Origin of the sequence: Arthrobacter sp. AG367, assembly GCF_007828995.1 — a bacterium.
GTDB lineage: Bacteria > Actinomycetota > Actinomycetes > Actinomycetales > Micrococcaceae > Arthrobacter.
This window is the reverse complement of record NZ_VIVE01000001.1, coordinates 1,161,104-1,181,279: the sequence shown is the minus strand read 5'-3', so window position 1 is coordinate 1,181,279 and position 20,176 is coordinate 1,161,104. Positions and strand designations below refer to the sequence as shown.

Below are 20,176 nucleotides of genomic sequence, written 5' to 3'. Positions count from 1 at the left end.
CCTTGCCATATGGCGTCCCTGTTCGCTTTTCCCAATCCCGTCAACGAGTACGCCGCCCGTGTCACGGCAGCGCTCGTGGTGCTGCTCGCCGTCGTCACCGCCTTGGCGGGCTCCGGGTGGGGGCTGCTGGCCATCTCCATCGGGTTCTGGCTGCGTCTGCTCTTCGGCCCGCGGATTTCACCCCTGGCGCTGCTCTCAGTCAAGGTCATCACTCCGCGGCTGGGAAAGGTAAGACTTGTGCCGGGGCCGCCCAAGCGCTTTGCCCAGGGGATAGGTGCTGCCGTATCCACCGCGGCGCTGCTCCTGTTCGCCGCAGGTGCAGCAGCCGCAGCCTGGACCCTCCTGGGGATCCTGGTGGTGGCAGCCTCCCTGGAGGCCTTCGCCGGGTTCTGCCTGGGGTGCGCCATCTTCGGGTTCCTGCAGCGCCGCGGGCTGGTCCCCGAAGACGTCTGCGAGGCCTGCAACAACATCAGCCTTCGCCGGTTGTGACCTTCACCAACTGATTGGCCATGCCGCGGACCACCCCGGGCGCTTCCAGGGCCCCGAGCCACTGCGCCGGCAGGCAGTCTTCCCCATAGAAGGCGCCCAGGATGTTCCCTGCCAGCGAGCCCGTGGTACTGCTGGGGCCGTCATGGTTCACGGCCAGAACAACAGCGTCCCGGAAATGCCGGCCCGGCCCGGCGTCCGCGTCGTCAGCGGGCAACGTGGCCAGGACTGCGTACAGTGCGACGGCGAGTGCCTCCTCCGCCATCCGGCCCCCGCCAAGCACGTGGACCAGTTCCTCCGGGGCAACGATTGCCTTGTCGGCGAGACGAAGGGCGGCCTCAAGCCTCTCCGGGAGCTCCGGCGCCACGTCCGGGAGGGTGGCCGCGTGCGCCGCCACCGCGGCAGCGGCGTCCCGCAGCGCCTCGCCGGACACGAGCTTATGGATCAGGAGACTGAAGATTCCGGCGCTCTGGCGGGCGGAAGGGTGCCCGTGCGTGAGGGAGGCGGCATCGGAACTGAGCTTGTAGACGGCGTCGGGCGCAATATGTGGAATAAGCCCGAACGGCGCCGAACGCATCACCGTGCCGGCGCCTTTGGCCTCGGGGTTGACGGGGCGGACCGACGTGCCCATCTCGCCGGAGGCCAGCCCGGTGATGCAGTCCTGCTCCGGATGCCGGCGCTGCCGCAGCACCTCGTTGCCGTCGATCCAGCGGGGCTGGGGTGCGGGCGCTGAAGCCCCGGCGTCTTCGCCCTGGTTGGCCAGCCAGCGCAGGTACGCCAGCCAGAGGCAGGCGTTCACATCCGCACCCACCCCGTCGTTGGCCCACTCCAACGCCTCCACCAGCCCGTCCACGGTATACAGGGTCAGCTGCGTGTCGTCGGAAAAAGGCCAGGAACCGGACAGAGCGTCAAACCCGGTCAGGCCCCGGGCTCCGAAGCGCCGGCGGATGGCGCCGATGGAATCAGCCTCCACCGCATACCCCAGTGCATCCCCCAGCGCCCCGCCCAGCAGCGCACCATGGATCCGGGACTTGAGGGTGGGCACAGGGGTTCCGCGGTCGATGCTCATGAAGTAAATTTACCGTCCGAAAACCGGTCCCGCCGCCTGGTCCCATCCGTCCCGCCGGCCATTGCGCACGGCTGGTGTCCAGCAAACGCACAGCCTGGGCTGGAATACTGCACGGGTTGCCCGGCGCCGCCCTGCAAGCTGGTGGAAGCCCCGGAACCGGCAGCAGCTGCCGCTTGCAACGCAAAGCCCAGGCCCCAAGAAGCGAAGGTCCCATCATGAGCACCCCTGTCCCCGCCCGCGACGCACTGCAGCCCGGCCCGGCCACCGCGCCCAGCGCTCTGATGCCCCGCCTGGTGGCCGAGGCCTTCGGCAGCCTCTTCCTGGCCGTGGCCGGGCTGGGCGTGCCGCTGTTCAGCATTCCGCAGTCCAGCCCGGTGCCGGCGGCCCTTGCCGCCGGCCTGGCCATCACGGCGGCAATGCTCGCCTTCGGACACATCTCCGGCGGCCATTTCAATCCCGCCGTTACCCTGGGTCACCTCCTGGCGGGACGGATCCGTGCCGGCGCCGCCGCCGCATACGCCGCCGCCCAGGTGGTGGGAGCCCTGGTGGGCGCCCTTGCCCTGTTCGGCATCCTCCGCACCCTTCCCAGCATCCCTGACAGCCGTACTGCCTTCGACACCGTGACCGCGGGCTTCGGCGAGCATTCCATCATTCAGGCCCCGCTCGCCGCCGTCGTGCTCCTGGAACTGCTGGGGGCCGCGATCATCGTGGCTGTCTTCCTTGCCGCCGGCCGCTCCACCGGCAGCCGCAGCGCGGCGCCGGTTGCCGTCGGCCTGTCCTTTGCGGCCCTGCTGCAGGTGGGCCAGTCGGTGGGGAACCTGCCGTACAACCCCGCCCGCGCCGTCGCCTCCGCCGTCTTCAGTTCCGGCTGGGCCGTGGAGCAGCTGTGGGTCTTCCTGGTCGCGCCGCTGGCCGGCGCTGCCATCGCGGGGCTGGCGTTCCGCATTACCGGAGTGGCTGAGTCCGCTGCATCCGTTGAGGACGGCGCGGACCTCCATGACGACGAGGGCGCCGCCGAGGCCGACGACGACGCCGGGGAGGCCGACGACGACGCCGGGGAGGCCGACGACGACGCCATGGAAAGTGCCGGCACGGACAGGGCTGTGCCCGCAGCGGCCGCCCGGCAGGACGCAGGCGGCGTCAACGAGGCGCAGGAGTTTTTCGAAGGAAAACGGTCCTGACCGCCGCTGGCCGCGGCGTTTTCCTTGAGTGTCAGTGGTTGCCGATAGCTTAGGGATATGCGGTTACTTCACACCTCGGACTGGCATCTGGGCCGTTCCTTCCACGGCGTCGGCATGCTGGACGCCCAGCGCGCCTTCGTTGACCAGCTGGTGGCAGCGGTCCAGCGGGACAGCGTGGACGTTGTCCTGATCGCCGGCGACGTCTATGACCGGGCGCTGCCGGGCGTGGACGTGGTCCACCTGCTTGATGACGCATTGGTCCGCCTGACTGCCACGGGTGCAAAAGTGGTGCTTACCAGCGGGAACCACGACTCCGCCATCCGCCTGGGTTTTGCCTCCCGCCTGCTGGAACGCGGGGGAGTGCACCTGCGCACCAGGGTGGAGGACCTCGCCCACCCGCTCCTGCTGCCGCTGGGCGCGGATGCTGCCGGAAAGGACGCCGTCCTCGCGCTGTACGGCATCCCATGGCTTGAGCCCAGGCTTGTCGCCGAACAGCTGGGGGCTGAAACGCCAAGCCATTTCGAGGTAACCCGGGCGGCCACCGGCCTGATCCGGGAGGACATCGCCCGGCGTGCGGCTACCGCCACCGTCCACTCCGTAATCCTGGCCCACACATTCGCCAGCGGCGGCATCAGTTCGGACAGCGAACGGGACCTCAGCATCGGCGGAGTGGGCGCGGTGCCGCTGGACCTCTTCGACGGCTTTAGCTACACCGCCCTGGGCCACCTGCACGGGCGTCAACAGCTGTCCGGCTCCGTCAGGTATTCCGGGTCGCCGCTGGCCTATTCCTTCTCCGAGGCCGCCCACCGGAAGGGTGCCTGGCTGGTGGACATCGGTCCGGCGGGAGTCACATCCGTGGCAGAGGTCCTGTGGGAGGCCCCGCGGTCCCTCGCCGTACTGCGCGGAACCCTGGAAGATCTCCTGGCGGACCCGGGCCACGCCTGGGCTGAGACCGCCTACTGCCAGATCACCCTGACGGATGCCCAGCGTCCCGCCCGTGCCATGGAACGGCTCCGCGCCAGGTTCCCGGACACCCTGGTCCTGTCCTTCGATCCGCAGGGCGGGGCTGCCGCCCCCCAGGCCAGCTACAGCAGCAGGCTCGCGGGCGCACCGGATGACCTCGCCCTGTGCTGCGGTTTCCTGGAGCATGTGCGGGGACGGGCTGCAGACCCGGCGGAGAAGAACGCGCTCGCCGCCGCGCTGGAAAACGTCAGGCTGCTGGAGGCGTCACGGTGAGGATCCACCATCTGCGCATCTCCGGGTTCGGCCCTTTCGCCGGAACCGAGGACATCGACTTTGACCGCCTCAGCGCCCATGGCCTGTTCCTGCTGAACGGGCCCACCGGTGCCGGCAAGACCAGCGTGCTGGATGCCATCTGCTTTGCCCTGTACGGATCTGTCCCCGGTGCCCGGCAGGACGGCAAGCGGCTGCGCAGCGACCACGCGGAACCTGGTCAGGAACCTTCCGTGACCTGCGAGTTCTCCTCGCAGGGCCGCCGCTTCGAAGTGACCCGCTCGCCGGCGTGGGACAAGCCCAGCGCGCGGGGCAAGAATGGCTTCACGGTCCAGCAGGCAAAGACGCTGCTCCGCGAACGGATCGATGGTGCGTGTGTGGAAAAGTCCGCCCGCAACGACGAAGCAGGCGCGGAGATCATGGCGCTGCTGGGCATGGACCGTGAGCAGTTCACCCGGGTGGTCATGCTGCCGCAGGGTGATTTCGCTGCCTTCCTCCGCTCCAAGGCCGCCGACCGCCTGGACCTGCTGCAAAAGCTCTTCGGCACCCAGCGCTTCGAGGCCCTGGAACAGGAACTCTCGCGTCAGGCTGCCGCCGCCCGGGAGGACGTCGCCGCCCTGTCCGGCCAACTCGGCCTCCTTGCCTCGCGTGCCGAAACCGAGGCCGCTCCGCTCCAGCTTCCTGATGCCGGAGCTCCGCCGACGGACGACGTCCCCGGCCGCCTTGACTGGCTGCAGGCTTCCGTTGCCGGCCGGCTGGCGGAACTCACGGAGCACGCCGCAGCCGCGGCGGCGCTCAGCCAGGACCGCCGAAGTGAGGTGGACAGCGAAGCCGCGCGGCATGAGCGGCACCGGAAACTCCAGGCGGCCACCGCCCGGCGGAAGTCCGTGGAGGACGGGGCCGCGCATCGCGATGAGCTCTCCTCCCGTCTGGCCCGGCACCGCCAGGCCGAGGTCCTCCAGGGGCAGCTGCAGGCCGTGGACGCTGCGGCAGCCAAGGTCCACAACGCGGAAGCCGCTGCAGAATCTGCCCTGACGTTGCTGCGGATGGCTGCCACGGACGACGGCGAACTGGCCCGGCTGGGTCTGGAAACCCTGGGCTCCAAAACACTGGGCTCCAAATCACCGGGCTCCGAAACACAGGGTTTGGAACCATTCGCCGCCGGAGGCAGCGTCCCCGGGGCAGCGGACGAACTGGGCCGGCTGCGTTCGCTGCTGGCCGTCGTCGAGGCCCGGCTGCCGGACGAGGACAGGCTCCAGGACCTGCGGAAGCGGCACCGGAGCCTGGCCGGCCGGCAGGAAGAGCTCCGGCTCACCGTGGAGACGCTGGGGAATCGCGCAGCCCATTTGCAGGACGATCGGGCGGTACTGGCCGACGGTATGGACCAGCTGGAAGCGCGCTCCATCGAGGCGGCACTCCGCCGCAAGGAAGCCGCTGCGGCCGCGGAACTGCTGGACATCGTCCGGCGGCACGGGCGGGCTGCCCAGCGGAGGGACCTGGCCAGGATCCGCCATGACGATTCGCGGGAGGACCTCCTGGAGGCAAAACGCCATTGGCTGGACCTGCGGGAGGTCAGGCTCGCCAACGCCGCATCCGAGCTGGCAGCCAAGCTGGTTGCCGGCGAGCCCTGTCCCGTCTGCGGAAGCGGGCAGCATCCCCGCCCCGCGGATGGCGGCACTACCGGCCCGGGCTTGGCCCAGGATGAAGAGGAAGCCCACCGCTTATACGAGGCCGCAGAGGCAGCCCATGCCCTGGTTGCCGCTGACCTTGCAGAAGCGGAGCAGGCCGTGGCAGTCCTCGCCGGCCAGGGCGGGACCACCCCTGTTGAAGAGGCACGCGCCGGTGCCGAGGCCGCCCTCGCTGCCGCCGCGGACGCAGAGAAGGCCGCAGAGGAGCTGCAGGACAGGCGGCAACGGCTGGAAGCGCTGGATGCCGGCCTGGGGCAGGCGCGTGCCGCGCTGTCCGAAACAGAGGCAGAGCTGTCCCGGACTGCCGTGTCCCTTGCCGAGGCGGCCGAACAGGCTGCAGCACTGGACAAGGCGCTCGCCGCCCTGCGCGGCCCCCACCCCAGCCTGACCCGCCGGCTGCGGGCACTCGAGGACGCCGCAGCAGTCCTGGACAAGGCCGTCGAGGCGCAGACGCGGCTGGACGCGGCGCGGCTGCAGTCCGCCGAAGCGCAGGAGCAGTTGGAACTGGCCCTGCCGGGTGCGGGTTTCGCCACGGCAGACGACGTCCGCAGCCAGCTCCTTGGCGCCGCCGAAGCGGCAGCCCTGGAAGCCGCCGGCCGTGCAGCCCAGGACGAAGCCGCGCGCGTTGCCGGGTTGTTCGAATCCGAGGACATTGTGCTGGCCCTGGCAGAAGCCGCGGACGGCTTCCGGGCAGACGAGGAGCGGCTGGCAGCGCTTCGCCTGGAGGCGGCCACTGCCCAGAATGACGCGCGGGAAGCCGATCTTGCCGCCGGTCTCGCCTCGCGTTGCCTGGAATCCCTGAAAACGATCGCCGCCGACTACCAGGAGCTGGTCCGCGCATCCCGGGAACCGGCGGAGCGGGCACAGATGCTTGCCGGGCTGGCTGACGCCGCAGCCGGCCGGGGTGAGAACACGTACCGGATGAGCCTGAACAGCTACGTCCTGGCGGCGCGGCTGGAGCAGGTGGCCCTCGCCGCGTCCGAACGCCTGGTGGCCATGAGTGATGGCCGCTACCTGCTCCAGCACACCGACGCCAAGGCAGCGCGTGGCGCAAAATCAGGGCTGGGACTTGAAGTGGTGGACCAGTGGACGGGCTTCCGGCGGGACACCTCCACCCTGTCCGGGGGCGAGTCCTTCATGGCGTCGCTCTCGCTGGCACTCGGGCTGGCGGACGTCGTCCAGCAGGAGGCCGGAGGGGTGGAAATCGAGACCCTGTTCGTGGATGAGGGCTTCGGAAGCCTGGACGAACAGTCCTTGGAACAGGTCATGGATGCCATTGAGGGGCTCCGCGACGGCGGCAGGGTGGTGGGACTGGTCAGCCATGTTGCCGAGATGAAACAGCGCATCGGGACCCAGCTGCAAGTGATCAAGAGCCGGAACGGCTCCACGCTGCGGATCTCCGAGACTGTGGACGCCCTCGCCTGACCCGGCCGATATACTGGAGCGCGTTACCGGGTTGCGCGCATCGGGAGGAGGGACGATGCGCACCTATTGAACGAGCCCGGAATTGACACCACAAACTACTCCTTCAACCACCCCCGACACTCCTGCCCGCACCGCCGCAGAGCAGGAAACCTCCAGCCCGGACTCCATGGAACGGGCAGCGAGGGGGCGTTTTTCCCGGCTGCCGCAGCTCGCCGGCAGAAGCTTCATTCCCTTGGGACTTTTTGCGCGGCTTCCCCTGGCCATGCTGGCCATGGGCACGCTGACCCTGGTCACCTCGGTCACGGGTTCCTTCGCCGCCGGCGGGGCCGCTGCCGGCGCGGTGGGCATCGGCTCCGCGCTCGGAGCTCCGGTGCTTGGAGCCCTGGCGGACAGGCGGGGACAACGGCCCGTCCTGCTCCTGTCCGCTCTGCTCAACACCGTGGCGGTGCTGGCCCTGGTCTTCATCGCCAACACCACATCCGAGGCGGGGGATTTCCCGCCCGCCGTCCTGGTGGCCGCCTTCGCCGCCGGCGCCACCTGCCCCCAGGTGGGACCCCTGGCCCGGGTCAGGTGGATGGCGCTGACAGCCAATGCCGCAGGTCCGTCGGCGCCGTCCGGTGGCGCTGCCCGTGAGCTGGACACCGCGCTCTCCTACGAGAGCACGGCCGATGAACTGACGTTTGTCCTGGGGCCGGCCCTGGTGGGAATCCTGGCCAGCCTCGTGGCGCCCTGGCTTCCCCTGGCGCTGGCAGCGGCCATGACCATCACCCTTGTCCCTGCCTTCGCGGTGCACCCTACCCATGGCGCCGTACCTGCCACCGGTCGTCCCGTCCGCAGGAAGGGCACGGGCAGGGCACAACCCGTGAAGCTGCCCTGGGTCGTTGCCTTGCCGGTTCTGGCCATGGTCTGCATGGGGACCTTTTTCGGTTCCACCCAGGCCGCCCTCAGCGCCTTCTCTGCGGGGCTCGCAGGCACGGAAATTGCGGGCCTGCTGTACGCCGTGATGGGCCTAAGCTCTGCAGTGGCGGCATTCTCGGTTGCCTACTGGCCGCGGCGCGCCGGCCTGGCACTGCGCTGGGTGCTGTGCGCAGCCCTGATGGCGGGGCTGGCGGTCCTGCTGCTGGTGCCGGCATCGCTGCCCATGATGGCGGCGGTCCTGCTGGTCCTTGGACTCCCGGTGGGTCCGGTCATGGTCACGGTCTTCGCCGTGGGCGGACAAGTGGCTCCCGCCGGCCGGCTTGGCACGGTCATGACCGCCCTGGCCAGCGGTATTGTCGCCGGAACGGCCATCGGGTCCTCGATTGGGGGACAGCTGGCCCAACTCCACGGCCCGGCGGCCGCGTTCCTTGTCCCGGTCTGCGCGGCCGCAGCGCTGGCGCTGCTTGGGGCCGGGGCCGCCGTCGTGCTCCGCCGGAGGGCCTGACAGGGCCTCCATGCCAGCCTGCCACCCTCCCGCCGCTACGCCAGTTGGCCCTCGATCCTGGCCGCGCTTGCGGCGATGGCCGCCCCCACCGTTTCCGGATCATGGGCGGAACGGATGTAGACGACGGCGAGGGCGGCCGGGCGCCCGCCGGGCACCCGGACAGGGGCTGCCAGCGAGGAAACCCCGGCAATGACCTCGTCATGGCTGGCTGAGTAACCCCTCCTCCGCGCTTCCGACGCCTCCGGACGGTAGGGGATACCCGTATCCAAGCGGTCCCACTCGGCTTCGGAAAGGGCCGACTGGATGGCGATACCCGGCGCGCCTGCGTTGATGGGGTGGCGCGTACCAGGGTGCTGGGCCACGGTAGCGCCCGAATGCCGCGGCTCAACCGTGACGAGCGTGATGCAGTCATGGTGGTCCCACACCGCCACGAACGCCGTCATATCCAGCGAGTTCGCCAACTGGGTGAGCTCGGGAAGGGCGGCGCTCTGCAGGTTGCGCGATACTCCCCGGGCCAGGACTGCCAGGCCGGGGCCGGGCTGGACCCGTCCGGCATCGTCACGCACCAGGAGGGAATGGTCTTCCAGGGTACGCAGGATCCGGTAGGCCACCGAACGGTGGACACCCATGGCGTCGGCCAGTTCGGCGATGGTCAGCGGGCCCGGGGCAGCTGCCAGGATCTCAAGGGCGCGGATGCCGCGCGAAAGGGTCTGGGACGGCGAAGCCTGCGGCTCCGCCGTCCGGGCTGCGGCTGCTGGAGGTGTCATGAAATCCATCCTAGGGGCGAACGCGCGGCCTGCCGTGACCCTTGTCTCATCCGGGCGCACCGGGTATTGTCCTCTATACGAACTCGCAGTTCGAATATAGAACTCAATGTCGGGCACATCCCTTTGAAAAAAATCCGCACCCCGTGTCCCGCATCACAATTCCGTAGTACCCTACTAACTAACTGACCGTTCTGTCGGTAATTCTGAAGGCGTCCGGGTGGCACTGCTGCCCAATAAACAATGGAGTTTCAATGACCACACCTTCCAAGGTGGATACCCCCGCCGGTCCCAGCAGCCGGCGGGAGGAACGCAAGGTCCTCGCCGGCACCCTCGTCGGCACCACCATCGAGTGGTACGACTTCTTCATCTTTGCCCAGCTGACCGCAACGCTGCTGTCGCCGCTGTTCCTGGCACCGCTGAACGAGTCCAACCCGGGACTGGCGCAGATCCTCTCGTTTGCCCTCATCGGCATCAGCTTCCTGTTCCGCCCGCTCGGCGCTGTTGTCGCCGGACACCTGGGCGACCGCCTGGGGCGTAAGGCGATGCTGGTCTTCACCCTGGTCATGATGGGCGCCGCGACGGCTCTGATCGGCATGCTCCCCACGTATGCGCAGATCGGTGCCTGGGCTCCCATCCTGCTGATCCTGCTGCGCGTCATCCAGGGCTTCTCGGCCGGCGGGGAATGGGGCGGCGCCGCCCTGATGGCTGTTGAGCATGCACCCATCAGCCGCCGCGGCCTGTTCGGAGCCTACCCGCAGATCGGCGTACCCGTAGGCATGATCCTGGCCACCGGCCTGCTCTACTTCCTCAACACCGGCATGTCCAAGGAAGACTTCGCGGCATGGGGCTGGCGCGTGCCGTTCCTGCTCTCCATCGTCCTGATCGTGGTGGGCTACCTGATCCGCCGCGCAGTCGCCGAGAGCCCCGTCTTCCAGGAGATGGCCCTGCGGAAGAAGGAAAGCAAGGCGCCGCTGGGCGAGCTGATCCGGAACCACAAACTGCCCGTCCTATACTCCACCCTGATCTTCATCGGCAACAACGCCGCCGGGTACCTGCTGATCGCGTTCTTCATCTCCTACGCGACCAAGACCCTGAAGATGCCCACCCCGCAGATCCTCCTGGCCACCACCCTGGCGTCCTTTGGCTGGCTGATCTTCACCCTGGTGGGCGGCTGGCTGTCGGACCGGATCGGCCGCGTGAAGACCTTCCTCACCGGCTACGCCATCGTCTTTGCCTGGATGATCCCCATGTTCGCCCTCATCGACACCAAGAACATCCTGCTCTACGGCGTCGCCCTGTTCGTCCTGACCATCGGCCTGGGCCTGTCCTACGGTCCCATGTCGGCCATGTATGCAGAGATGTTCCCCGCCAACGTCAGGTACTCCGGCATCTCCATCGGCTACGCCTTCGGCGCCATCCTGGGCGGCGCCTTCGCGGCCACCATTGCCGAGTCACTGCTGCAGGCCACCAAGTGGACCGGTTCGATCGGCATCTACATCATGGTCCTCTGCGTCATTTCGGCCGTCGGCGTGGTGCTGGCCAAGGAAACCAAGGGCCGCCCGCTGGGCGTCAGCAACCACCACTGATCCCCATCGCCCCCGGACGACGTGGGCAGGACAGCAGGCCCGGACCGCAAGGTCCGGGCCTGCTGTGCTTCGGGGCGGCCTAGTGCGCCAGCAGCCTGACCGCGTCGTCGTCGCTCAACTGCCCAAAGTACCGGTAATAGCTTCCAACAGCCCGGAATCTTCCCGGCAGGTGCAGGCACACCACGGCTTCGCACACCCGCTCAAGCGAGGCTTCGGCGTCGATCGATCCCACGGGAGCTGCCGCCACCACGGCAGCCGCGCCGCCCTCCCGCATGGCTTCGACGGCGGCACGCATCGTGGCGCCCGTGGCCAGGCCGTCATCCACCAGGAGGACGGTCCTGTCCGCCACGTCGATGCCGGTTCCCGGATACAGCTCCACCCGGCGGAGCAGTTCGTCCCGTTCGCGCTTCTCAACGTCATCCAGCCATTCCTGCTGCACGCCGTGGTCAAGGACGCGTTCCAGCAACGGCTTGTTGATCAACCGGACCGTGCGCCCTTGCGCCCAGGCCAGCGCCCCAAAGGCGGTTTCCTCGTGACCCGGAATACCCAGCTTCCGCACCAGGACGGTGCCCAGGGGCAGGCCGAGGGCAGCCGCTGCAGCCGCGGCGACAGGAATACCGCCGCGCGCCAGACCCAGGACCACGGTCTCCGGCTGTTCCCGGAACTGCCCAAGCGCAGCGGCCAGGCGGTGGCCGGCGTCAGTGCGGTCTTCGAAACGCGTACCCATCTGTCCCTCCCGGCAACTGCGGCCTGCCTGCCCCCAGCGTACTGCTGGATGCCCTGGCGGTTTCAGCCCGGGGCCAGGCTTTCCAGCAAGACCCGGGCCCTGCCTAGACGGACAGGAACGAGATCGCGGCCTGCTTGAAGGCCCTGCTGGTGATGGCGTTGGTGTGGTTCCGGCCCGGGAGGACCAGCTGTTCGACCATGGAACCGGCGCCGCGGGCCAGCTCGGCGAGCCTGGGCAGGATCGCGGCGCGTTCGTCCTTGTCGCCCGCCACCAGCAGCATGGGAACATGGGGGACTGCCTCGGCAGGGTCGTAGGGCTCGGCCTTGATGGCCTCCACCAGGGACAGCAGCGCGAAGATGTTGTTGTTCGGCAGCAGCAATGCCATCTTCAGGAGCTGGGCGGTCGATTCGTCCTGGATCGGTGTCCCGTCCGCAAGGTAGTCCTGGGCGGCGATGAGGTCGAATGCAGCAAGGGGGTCGGAGTCGTTGGGGCCGCCGAGCACCAGCCGGTGCACCAGCTCGGGCTGGGTTGCGGCGAACTCCCAGGCGAGCCTGGATCCCAGGGAGTAGCCCACGACGTCCAGCCCGCTGGAAGGGTCGCCGTCCTGCAGGGGGTGGACGCCGGCGTCGAACGCCGCCTGGAGCAGGTCCGCCCTGATCCTGCTGGGGGAGTAGGAGTCACGGTCCTCCGGCGCGCCGCTGCGGCCGTGGCCGGGAAGGTCCACGGTGATGACCCGGCGGCCGGCCTCGAGCAGCGCCGACACCCAGCCGGTGTCCTCCCAATTGAGCTTGGAGGAGGAGGAGAAGCCGTGCAGCAGCAGGACCGGCCGCAGGCCGGCATCGTTTGCGGGCTCATGGACCGCCACATACAGCTGGGGGTCGGTGCCTTCAACGGTGTGCGCGTGCTGCTGTCCGGTGTGCCTGCCGCTCATGGTGTCAGTTCCCCAATCAGGTACGGCGCCTGGGCGGGCCCGGCGCGTCGGTGCGTCTTCCTTGGAAAGGTACGCACCACTCTACCTGTTGGCAGGCTGGTCCCTGCCGGTGAGGCGGGCCCCGGCAGCACACGCCAGCGCGATGCCGGCAACCAGGGCGAAGGTGCTGAAAAGCTGCACCCGGCTGCTCTCCGCGCTGAGGCCGACGGCGAAAATCACCCCAAGGAGGACCAGGCCCAGGATGGTCAGGCCGGGAAAGCCTTTCATCCGCAGCGGAAGCGGGATTCCGTCCCGGTCTGCCCGGCGGCGCAGGATCAACTGGGAGACCAGGGCGCTGCCCCAGACCACCAGGCATGTCGATCCCACCAGCTGGAACAGGGCGGGCAGGATCCGGTCCGGGAACAACAGCTCCAGGACGGTGGCGATGAAGCCGAAGGCCACCGACACCGCCACTGCGGCCAGGGGCACGGCGGCGCCGTTGAGGCGGGTCAGGATGCGCGGCGCTTCACCGCGCTGCGCCAGGGAGTACACCATGCGGGACGCGCCATAGAGGTTGGCGTTCAGTGCCGAGAGAAGTGCGACGACGGCCACCAGGGTGATTGCGGTGGACGCACCGGGGATCCGGGCCGCATCCAGCACCCCGGCGAAGGGCGAGGCCAGGCTGCTGGACGTGGCGGGGAGGACGGCGGCGATGACGAAGACAGAGCCGATGTAGAACACCAGGATGCGCCACACCACGGTCCGGATGGCCTTGCCCACGCTGCGTTCCGGGTCCTCGGTTTCGGCCGCGGCCACCGAGACGATTTCCGTTCCGCCGAATGCGAAGATCACCACGAACAGGGCCGCCGCAACGCCGCCCAGACCCTGGGGAGCAAAGTTGCCGGTAAGGTTTCCGGCTCCCGGGGAGTCGACGCCGGGCAGCAGCCCCAGGAGCAAAGCGGCCCCCACTGCAAGGAACAGCACGATGACGGCCACCTTGAGGATGGCGAACCAGAACTCGAACTCACCGAAGTTCCGGACACCGGCCAGGTTGATGCCGGTAAACACCACCATGAACAGCAGCGCCAGCGCCCAGACCGGGATCATGGGCCAGACGGAGAACAGCAGCCCGGCGGCGCCCAGTGCCTCGGCTGCGATCACCACCACCAGCTGCAGCCACCACAGCCATCCGATGGTGGCCCCGGCCGTACGGCCCATGGCCCGCCCGGCGTAAACGGAAAAGGCGCCGCTGTTCGGGTTGGCGGCCGCCATTTCGCCCAAGGCCCACATCACCAGGATGATCAGCGTGCCGGCCACCAGGTAGGAGATGAGGACTGCCGGTCCGGCGGCCTGGACCCCGGCACCCGATCCCAGGAACAAGCCTGCGCCGATGGCACTGCCCAGCCCCATCATGGTGAGCTGGCGCGGCTTCATGCTGTGGCTTGCCGGCGTCTTGGGCGGGGCTGCGGCGGACATGGTCCGGCCAGACTTCATCGTCATTGGGATGGTGCACCTTCTGGGGCTGGTTCGACAGTCCGGTCCGGATGGTCCGGGGGTCCTTGTGGGACCTTTTGAATTTACCGGCTTCGAGGAGCCGCCCAAAAACGGCAGGAAGAACCGCCAGGGGAGAAGGGCGGGCGCGCCCTGGACCCTGGACCGTTCCGGCGTCCCCAGGCGGCAGCAGAAACATTTCCCTTTCCTGCGCCGCTGGTCGTAGAATTAGTTTTGGTCAGATTGACCATAACTCTGAAGAACCGCCGCATCCGGAGATGGGCACGACGAGAGGCGGTGGAACGTGTACTACAGCTCGGCAAACGTGTCTGAGCGGCAGGCCGCGCCGCCGTCGCTGGCCATTTCCACGGTGATCTTCGCCCTGCGGCCCAGTGAAACGTCGGGCCGTCCCACGCTGTGGCTGCCCCTGGTGCGGCGCATCCGTGAGCCCTTCAAGGGGCTGTGGGCACTGCCGGGCGGCCCCCTCAGCCATGAGGAGTCGCTCCAGGACGCCGCGGCCAGGAACCTGCGGGAAACCACAGGCCTGGCGCCCCGCTACCTTGAGCAGCTGTACGCCTTCGGCGGCCTGCACCGCTCACCCACGCAGCGCGTGGTCTCCATCGTGTACTGGGCCCTGGTCCAGCCCACGGAGGCTGCGCTCGCCGACGAATCCGAGAACGTGCGGTGGTTCCGCGCGGACCGCCTGGGCGGGCTGGCCTTCGACCACAACGCGATCGTTGACTACGCCCTCGGGCGACTGCGCAACAAGCTGGCCTACGGCTCAGTGGCGTACCACCTGCTGGGCGAGTACTTCACCCTGGCCCAGGTCCGCGAAGTCTACGAAGCTGTCCTGGACCGCGAACTGGATCCCGCCAACTTCCGCCGGCAACTCAAATCCACCCCGGAAATCGAAGAAACCGGGGAATACCTCCAAGGCGGGAAACACCGTCCGCCACGCCTCTACCGCTACACCGGCCGGCCAGGCCTTGACCCAGACAACAGGAGCACACCATGAGCAGCGTCAACACGGCAATCCAGCTGATCACGCGCGAACAGGCCGAAAAAGGCGCAGCCGAACGCAGCACCTGCAGCCCGGCACTGGCGAGCGGACCCTGGGACTACGACCTGGCCGAGGCGCTGGCGGGTGTCCCCGCCTACGGCCCGGGTGCATCCAGCGCCGACCCCGCCCCCGCCACCACCCCGCGCCAAGGCCAGCTCCCCGAGGAATACAAGCGGGCCAGCGACGCCGAACTCGGCGAACGGATCAAAGCCGCCAAAGCCGAACTGGGCGAACGCGCCGTCATCCTGGGCCACTTCTACCAGCGCGACGAGGTGATCCAGTACGCCGACTTCGTGGGTGACTCCTTCCAGCTCGCCAACGCGGCACTCACCAGGCCGGAGGCCGAGGCGATCGTCTTCTGCGGGGTCCATTTCATGGCCGAAACGGCGGACATTCTCTCCACCCCGGAGCAGGCGGTCATCCTGCCCAACCTCGCCGCCGGCTGCTCCATGGCCGACATGGCGGACGCGGACTCCGTGGAGGAATGCTGGGAGCAGCTGGCGGAGATCTTCGGCACCGAGCCCGACGCCGACGGCCGGGTTCCGGTCATCCCCGTCACCTACATGAATTCCTCCGCAGCCCTGAAGGCTTTCTGCGGCGAGCACGGCGGCATCGTCTGCACCTCCTCCAACGCCAGGACCGTCCTGGAGTGGGCGTTCCAGCGCGGCCAGCGGGTGCTGTTCTTCCCCGACCAGCACCTCGGCCGCAACACCGCCAAGGCCCTGGGCGTACCGCTTGGGCAGATGCCCATGTGGAACCCGCGCAAGGACCTCGGCGGCAACGACGAACAGGCACTGCTCGACTCCCGGGTGATCCTCTGGCACGGGTTCTGCTCCGTGCACAAGCGCTTCAACGTGGCCCAGATCGAGAAGGCCCGCGCCGATTTCCCCGGCGTGCAGGTGATCGTGCACCCCGAATGCCCCATGGAAGTGGTGGACGCCGCCGATTCCGCCGGCTCCACCGACTTCATCAAGAAAGCCATCGCCGCAGCCACCGAGCCCACCACGTTCGCCATCGGCACCGAAATCAACATGGTGAACCGGCTCGCCGCCGAATACCCGCAGCGCACCATCTTCTGCCTGGACCCGGTGATCTGCCCCTGCTCCACGATGTACCGCATCCACCCCGGTTACCTTGCCTGGGTGCTGGAGGAACTGGTGGCCGGCCGCATCGTCAACCGCATCACGGTGGCTGACGATGTACAGGCCAACGCCAGGACGGCGCTCGAGCGCATGCTCGCTGCGAGGCCCTGATGCGCCGCGGGCCCGACGCACCCGCCCGCCGGCTCGCCGTCGTCGGAAGCGGCATCGCGGGACTTTACGCCGCCCTGCTTGCCGCAGATGCCGGCGCCGACGTGGTGCTGGTGACCAAAGGCGCACTGGAGCACAGCAACACCTGGTACGCGCAGGGCGGCATCTCCGCCGTGCTCGCCGAACCTGCGCCGGGGGACACCGTTGCCGCGCACATCGCGGACACGCTCCGGGCAGGGGCGGGGCACTGCAACGAGGACGCCGTCCGGCTGATGTGCACGCAGGCACGGCAGGACATCGCCGGCCTCCAGCGCTACGGGGTGGCGTTTGACGCGGGGCCAGCGGAAGCGGGCCACGGTGACGCAAGGCACGACGGCGGCCCGGCCCTTGGGCTCGAGGCAGCACACAGTGCCCCGCGCATCCTGCACGCAGGAGGGGACGCCACGGGCGCGCGCGTCGCCGGTGCACTGATCCAGGCGGTCCTGTCCCTGCGGGACGCGGGTAAGCTGACGCTCCTCACGGAAGCCCACGTCACAGCCCTCACCACCCGCGACGGGAATGTGAGCGGGGTCGAATACCACCAGGACGGCCGCAACCTCAGCCTGGACGTGGACGCCGTCCTGCTCGCCACCGGAGGAGCCGGCCAGTTGTTCGCCCAAACCACCAACCCCGCCGTGGCCACCGCCGACGGCCTGGCGCTCGCCGTCCGCGCCGGCGCAGCCACGGCAGACCTCGAATTCTTCCAGTTCCACCCCACCTGCCTGGTCAGCTCCGCCACCGCCCACCCCGGACGCCTGGACGGACCCCTGCTGATCTCCGAAGCCGTCCGCGGCGAAGGCGCCGTCCTGCTCGACTCCAACGGCCGGCGCTTCATGAAGGCCTACCACCCAGACGCCGAACTGGCACCCCGCGATGTCGTCTCACGCAGCATCGCCCTCCACCTCGCCAAACTCGGTGACCCCAACGGCCACGTCTACCTCGACGCCCGCGCCATCGAACAGGCCAGGGGCAACGGGTTCCTCCAACAGCGGTTCCCCACCCTCACCCGCAAGACCCTCGACGCCGGTATCGACTGGACCCGCGAACTGGTCCCCGTCGCACCCGCCGCCCACTACTGGATGGGCGGCGTAACCACCGACCTCCACGCCCGCACCACCGTCCCCGGGCTCTACGCAGCCGGTGAAGTTGCGTGCACCGGCGTCCAAGGGGCAAACCGGCTGGCCAGCAACTCCCTCCTCGAGGGACTCGTATTCGGCCGCCGCGCTGTTGAATGTTTCCTGGGGGGCAGCTCCGCAAGTCCCTCGGCGCCTGCACTCGCGCCTCGCACCGGCGGTCGCCTCGCAAGCTCGGCGGCCAGTGCGGACGCTCACGCAACAACGGCGCTTTCGGGACCTCCGAAGCTGCCCCACCCATCCACCGCCACGCCGCCGAACCCCAGCGTGTGGAGAACGCACCGGAGTCCTGAACCCTTTGATACACCTGAGCACTTCTCCCGGGACGCTCTTCGTCGACTGATGACTGCCAATGCCGGGGTTTTGCGGTCCGGGGAATTGTTGGCTGAGGCTGCTTCCACTCTTGACCGGTGGGCCGCCGTCGTCCGTCCCCATGCTGACTCGCCCTCTGCCGGCCCTGCCGTGCTTGAGGACCGGAACCTGCTGCTGGCCGCCCAGTTGCTCGTCGACGGCGCCCTCGGCCGCCGCGAATCCCTCGGGGCGCACTACCGCAGTGATGATCCCGCAGACCCTGAAACCACTTACCCCCCGCGCCCGAAAGCGAGCCTGCTCCATGACTGAACCCGCCGTGATCGACCAGGCAGCCACCCTGCGCCCCGCACTGGACCTCACCCTTCCCGCGGCACCGGTCAGGGAGATCCTGGAACGGGCCTTCGCCGAGGATGCACCCTCCGGTGACATCACCTCGCAACTGCTCATTCCCGCCTCGGCCCGCGCCACGGCCGTCCTCAATGCCCGGGTGGCCGGGGTCCTCAGCGGCGCAACAGTGTTCCGCGACGCGATGCAGCTGGTGGATCCCGCCACCCAGGTGGAGCTGCTCGTGGCGGACGGGGAAGCGTTCGACGCCGGCACGCACCTTGCGAGGGTCACCGGCAGCGCCCGTTCGGTGCTGATGGCAGAACGCGTGGCGCTCAACCTGGTCCAGCGGATGTCCGCCATCGCCACCAAGACCGCCGCGTTCGTCCGGCTCGCCGAGGGGACCCGGGCGCGCATCACCGACACGCGCAAGACCACACCGGGCCTGCGCGTCCTGGAACGGTTCGCCGTACGGTGCGGCGGCGGCGCAAACCACCGGTACAGCCTGTCCGACGCGGTGCTGGCCAAGGACAACCACCTGGCCGTGATGACCGGGGGAGACCCGGCAAAGCTCACCGGGCTCCTGCTGGCCGCCAAGGCCCAGCTGGGGCACACCACCCACTTTGAAGTGGAAGTGGACAGCATGGAGCAGATCGGGCCCGTGCTGGCCGCCGGCGTGGACACCATCATGCTGGACAACTTCACGGTTGAGGAGCTGAAGGCCGGCGTGGCCCTCGTGGCCGGTCGCGCCCGCGTGGAAGCAAGCGGCAACGTCAACCCCGGCACCGTCGCGGCGATTGCCGCCACAGGGGTGGACGTCATCTCCGTGGGGGCACTGACGCACACCGTGGGCGCACTGGACCTGGGCCTCGACGTCGAACTGACCGCCCGGTGAGCACGCCGTGATCTTCCTCGACGCCGCCGCCACCACCCCCGTCCGCCGCGAAGTGCTGGACGCCATGTGGCCTTACCTCACCGGCTCCTTCGGGAACCCCTCCAGCCACCACACCCTTGGTGAGGCGGCAGCTGCGGCGCTCGCGGGGGCGCGGGCAGCGGTGGCCGGCGTCCTTGGCTGCCGGCAGGGCGAGGTCGTGTTCACTTCCGGGGGAACGGAAGCGGACAACCTGGCCGTCAAGGGCATTGCCCTGGCCCGGCAGGCGGCAAACCCGCATTGGAACCGGGTGGTGATCAGCGCCGTCGAACATCCGGCCGTGGAGGAATCCGCGCGCTACCTGGAGCGTTTCCACGGCTTCGTGGTGGACGTGGTGCCGGTCGACGCAACCGGCCAGGTCACCCCTGATGCGCTGGCCGGGGTGCTGTGCCCGGAGACCGCGCTGGTCAGCATCATGTACGCCAACAATGAGGTGGGCACCGTCCAGCCCATCGCCGCGCTCGCAGAACTCGCCCACCACCACGGAATCCCCTTCCATACGGATGCCGTCCAGGCCGCCGGATGGCTGCCGCTGGACACCAAGGCCCTGGGCGTGGACGCCATGAGCATCTCCGGGCACAAGCTGGGGGCGCCCAAAGGCTGCGGCCTGCTCTTCGTCCGGAGCCGTACGCGGCTGGAACCGGTCATTCACGGCGGCGGCCAGGAAAGGGGCCGCCGCTCGGGGACGGAAAACGTGGCCGGGGCGGTGGGGCTGGCCACGGCCCTCACGCTCGCCCACGGCCGGCAGGCCTGCCAGCAGCCAAGGGTGGCCGCCTTGCGGGACCGTTTCATCGCCGCCGTGCTGGCCGCGGTGCCGGACGCTGTCCTGACCGGCCACCCCTCCGAACGGCTGCCGTCCGTAGCATCATTCTGCTTCCCCGGAACCAGCGGCGAGTCTGTGCTGCTGGAGCTGGAACGGAGCGGCGTGGTCTGCTCCAGCGGTTCGGCCTGCGCTGCCGGCTCGGATGCGCCGTCGCCCGTGCTTACCGCGCTGGGAATTTCCGCCGAAGTGGCGCAGACAGCGGTCCGGTTCAGTTTCGACGCATCGGTAACCCGGGAGGAACTGGACGTGGCTGCGGACGCGGTGCGGGCCGCCGTCGCCAGTGTCAAGAACCTGGGCGCGGGCAAAGGCCGCTGACCG

At 69.0% G+C, this 20,176-nt stretch carries 16 protein-coding genes; 11 read left to right on the top strand and 5 right to left on the bottom strand.

What is annotated here, in order from left to right; genetic code table 11:
* The first annotated feature begins 9 nt into the window (after positions 1 to 9).
* Positions 10 to 489 carry a DUF4395 domain-containing protein gene (locus FB478_RS05490; RefSeq protein WP_056387964.1) on the top strand — a complete coding sequence of 160 codons (480 nt, stop codon included), beginning with the start codon at positions 10 to 12 and terminating at the stop codon, positions 487 to 489.
* On the opposite strand, the gene FB478_RS05485 is transcribed toward FB478_RS05490, so the two are convergent.
* A complete protein-coding gene (locus FB478_RS05485; protein ID WP_056387963.1) occupies positions 470 to 1,555 on the bottom strand; it encodes an ADP-ribosylglycohydrolase family protein in 1,086 nt (361 codons plus the stop codon). The two genes, FB478_RS05490 and FB478_RS05485, sit on opposite strands and share 20 nt — an antisense overlap.
* A gap of 215 nt (positions 1,556 to 1,770) precedes the next feature.
* On the opposite strand from FB478_RS05485, the gene FB478_RS05480 reads away from it, so the two are divergent.
* The 4 genes from FB478_RS05480 (at position 1,771) to FB478_RS05465 (ending at position 8,505) form a co-directional block, all read left to right on the top strand.
* The gene (locus FB478_RS05480) at positions 1,771 to 2,736 is read left to right on the top strand and encodes an aquaporin (RefSeq protein ID WP_144599858.1); all 966 of its coding nucleotides are present in this window, start codon (positions 1,771 to 1,773) and stop codon (positions 2,734 to 2,736) included.
* Between the two features lie 57 nt (positions 2,737 to 2,793).
* Positions 2,794 to 3,972, top strand: a complete 1,179-nt coding sequence (locus tag FB478_RS05475) for an exonuclease SbcCD subunit D (protein ID WP_056387959.1) — start codon at positions 2,794 to 2,796, stop codon at positions 3,970 to 3,972.
* The gene (locus FB478_RS05470) at positions 3,969 to 7,082 is read left to right on the top strand and encodes an AAA family ATPase (RefSeq protein WP_144599857.1); all 3,114 of its coding nucleotides are present in this window, start codon (positions 3,969 to 3,971) and stop codon (positions 7,080 to 7,082) included. Before FB478_RS05475 ends, FB478_RS05470 begins: the two co-directional genes overlap by 4 nt.
* Before the next feature lie 166 nt (positions 7,083 to 7,248).
* Entirely contained in the window at positions 7,249 to 8,505 is a 1,257-nt protein-coding gene (locus FB478_RS05465; RefSeq protein WP_144600052.1) for an MFS transporter, read from the top strand.
* A gap of 35 nt (positions 8,506 to 8,540) precedes the next feature.
* Here the strand turns inward: FB478_RS05465 and FB478_RS05460 are convergent, their stop codons facing one another.
* Entirely contained in the window at positions 8,541 to 9,272 is a 732-nt protein-coding gene (locus tag FB478_RS05460) for an IclR family transcriptional regulator (protein WP_018768366.1), read from the bottom strand.
* A 251-nt stretch (positions 9,273 to 9,523) separates the two neighbouring features.
* Between FB478_RS05460 and FB478_RS05455 the strand changes: the two genes are divergently transcribed.
* On the top strand, positions 9,524 to 10,858 hold the full coding sequence (locus tag FB478_RS05455; RefSeq protein WP_018768365.1) for an MFS transporter: 1,335 nt from the start codon (positions 9,524 to 9,526) through the stop codon (positions 10,856 to 10,858).
* 79 nt (positions 10,859 to 10,937) lie between these two features.
* Here FB478_RS05455 and FB478_RS05450 read toward each other — a convergent pair whose 3' ends face one another.
* The 3 genes from FB478_RS05450 to FB478_RS05440 all read right to left on the bottom strand — a co-directional run bounded on the left by FB478_RS05450 (position 10,938) and on the right by FB478_RS05440 (position 13,989).
* Positions 10,938 to 11,585, bottom strand: coding sequence for a phosphoribosyltransferase (locus tag FB478_RS05450; protein WP_134163861.1), 648 nt, complete (start codon positions 11,583 to 11,585; stop codon positions 10,938 to 10,940).
* 103 nt (positions 11,586 to 11,688) lie between these two features.
* A complete protein-coding gene (locus tag FB478_RS05445; RefSeq protein WP_018768363.1) occupies positions 11,689 to 12,516 on the bottom strand; it encodes an alpha/beta fold hydrolase in 828 nt (275 codons plus the stop codon).
* Positions 12,517 to 12,597: 81 nt separating this feature from the next.
* Entirely contained in the window at positions 12,598 to 13,989 is a 1,392-nt protein-coding gene (locus tag FB478_RS05440) for an amino acid permease (RefSeq protein WP_395858339.1), read from the bottom strand.
* A gap of 301 nt (positions 13,990 to 14,290) precedes the next feature.
* Between FB478_RS05440 and FB478_RS05435 the strand changes: the two genes are divergently transcribed.
* The 5 genes from FB478_RS05435 to FB478_RS05415 are packed head-to-tail and all read left to right on the top strand — an operon-like array spanning position 14,291 to position 20,173.
* Positions 14,291 to 15,001 (top strand): NrtR DNA-binding winged helix domain-containing protein, encoded by a 711-nt coding sequence (locus FB478_RS05435; RefSeq protein ID WP_018768360.1) that lies wholly within the window; start codon positions 14,291 to 14,293, stop codon positions 14,999 to 15,001.
* Positions 14,998 to 16,299, top strand: coding sequence for a quinolinate synthase NadA (gene nadA, locus FB478_RS05430; RefSeq protein WP_144599856.1), 1,302 nt, complete (start codon positions 14,998 to 15,000; stop codon positions 16,297 to 16,299). The genes FB478_RS05435 and nadA overlap by 4 nt, the downstream gene beginning before the upstream one ends.
* Positions 16,299 to 18,089, top strand: a complete 1,791-nt coding sequence (locus FB478_RS05425; protein ID WP_144599855.1) for an L-aspartate oxidase — start codon at positions 16,299 to 16,301, stop codon at positions 18,087 to 18,089. The genes nadA and FB478_RS05425 overlap by 1 nt, the downstream gene beginning before the upstream one ends.
* Positions 18,082 to 18,999 (top strand): carboxylating nicotinate-nucleotide diphosphorylase, encoded by a 918-nt coding sequence (gene nadC, locus FB478_RS05420; protein ID WP_144599854.1) that lies wholly within the window; start codon positions 18,082 to 18,084, stop codon positions 18,997 to 18,999. The genes FB478_RS05425 and nadC overlap by 8 nt, the downstream gene beginning before the upstream one ends.
* A gap of 7 nt (positions 19,000 to 19,006) precedes the next feature.
* The gene (locus tag FB478_RS05415; RefSeq protein WP_144599853.1) at positions 19,007 to 20,173 is read left to right on the top strand and encodes a cysteine desulfurase family protein; all 1,167 of its coding nucleotides are present in this window, start codon (positions 19,007 to 19,009) and stop codon (positions 20,171 to 20,173) included.
* The last annotated feature ends 3 nt before the right edge of the window (positions 20,174 to 20,176 follow it).

What these genes read in the sequence shown, in the direction of transcription:
- FB478_RS05465 (WP_144600052.1), top strand. Translation starts at nt 7,249, where the DNA reads ATGGAACGGGCAGCGAGGGGGCGTTTTTCCCGGCTGCCGCAGCTCGCC.
- nadA (WP_144599856.1), top strand. Translation starts at nt 14,998, where the DNA reads ATGAGCAGCGTCAACACGGCAATCCAGCTGATCACGCGCGAACAGGCC.
- FB478_RS05485 (WP_056387963.1), bottom strand. Translation starts at nt 1,555, where the DNA reads ATGAGCATCGACCGCGGAACCCCTGTGCCCACCCTCAAGTCCCGGATC.
- FB478_RS05425 (WP_144599855.1), top strand. Translation starts at nt 16,299, where the DNA reads ATGCGCCGCGGGCCCGACGCACCCGCCCGCCGGCTCGCCGTCGTCGGA.
- FB478_RS05455 (WP_018768365.1), top strand. Translation starts at nt 9,524, where the DNA reads ATGACCACACCTTCCAAGGTGGATACCCCCGCCGGTCCCAGCAGCCGG.
- FB478_RS05445 (WP_018768363.1), bottom strand. Translation starts at nt 12,516, where the DNA reads ATGAGCGGCAGGCACACCGGACAGCAGCACGCGCACACCGTTGAAGGC.
- FB478_RS05480 (WP_144599858.1), top strand. Translation starts at nt 1,771, where the DNA reads ATGAGCACCCCTGTCCCCGCCCGCGACGCACTGCAGCCCGGCCCGGCC.
- FB478_RS05440 (WP_395858339.1), bottom strand. Translation starts at nt 13,989, where the DNA reads ATGAAGTCTGGCCGGACCATGTCCGCCGCAGCCCCGCCCAAGACGCCG.
- FB478_RS05460 (WP_018768366.1), bottom strand. Translation starts at nt 9,272, where the DNA reads ATGACACCTCCAGCAGCCGCAGCCCGGACGGCGGAGCCGCAGGCTTCG.
- FB478_RS05490 (WP_056387964.1), top strand. Translation starts at nt 10, where the DNA reads ATGGCGTCCCTGTTCGCTTTTCCCAATCCCGTCAACGAGTACGCCGCC.
- FB478_RS05450 (WP_134163861.1), bottom strand. Translation starts at nt 11,585, where the DNA reads ATGGGTACGCGTTTCGAAGACCGCACTGACGCCGGCCACCGCCTGGCC.
- FB478_RS05475 (WP_056387959.1), top strand. Translation starts at nt 2,794, where the DNA reads ATGCGGTTACTTCACACCTCGGACTGGCATCTGGGCCGTTCCTTCCAC.
- nadC (WP_144599854.1), top strand. Translation starts at nt 18,082, where the DNA reads ATGACTGAACCCGCCGTGATCGACCAGGCAGCCACCCTGCGCCCCGCA.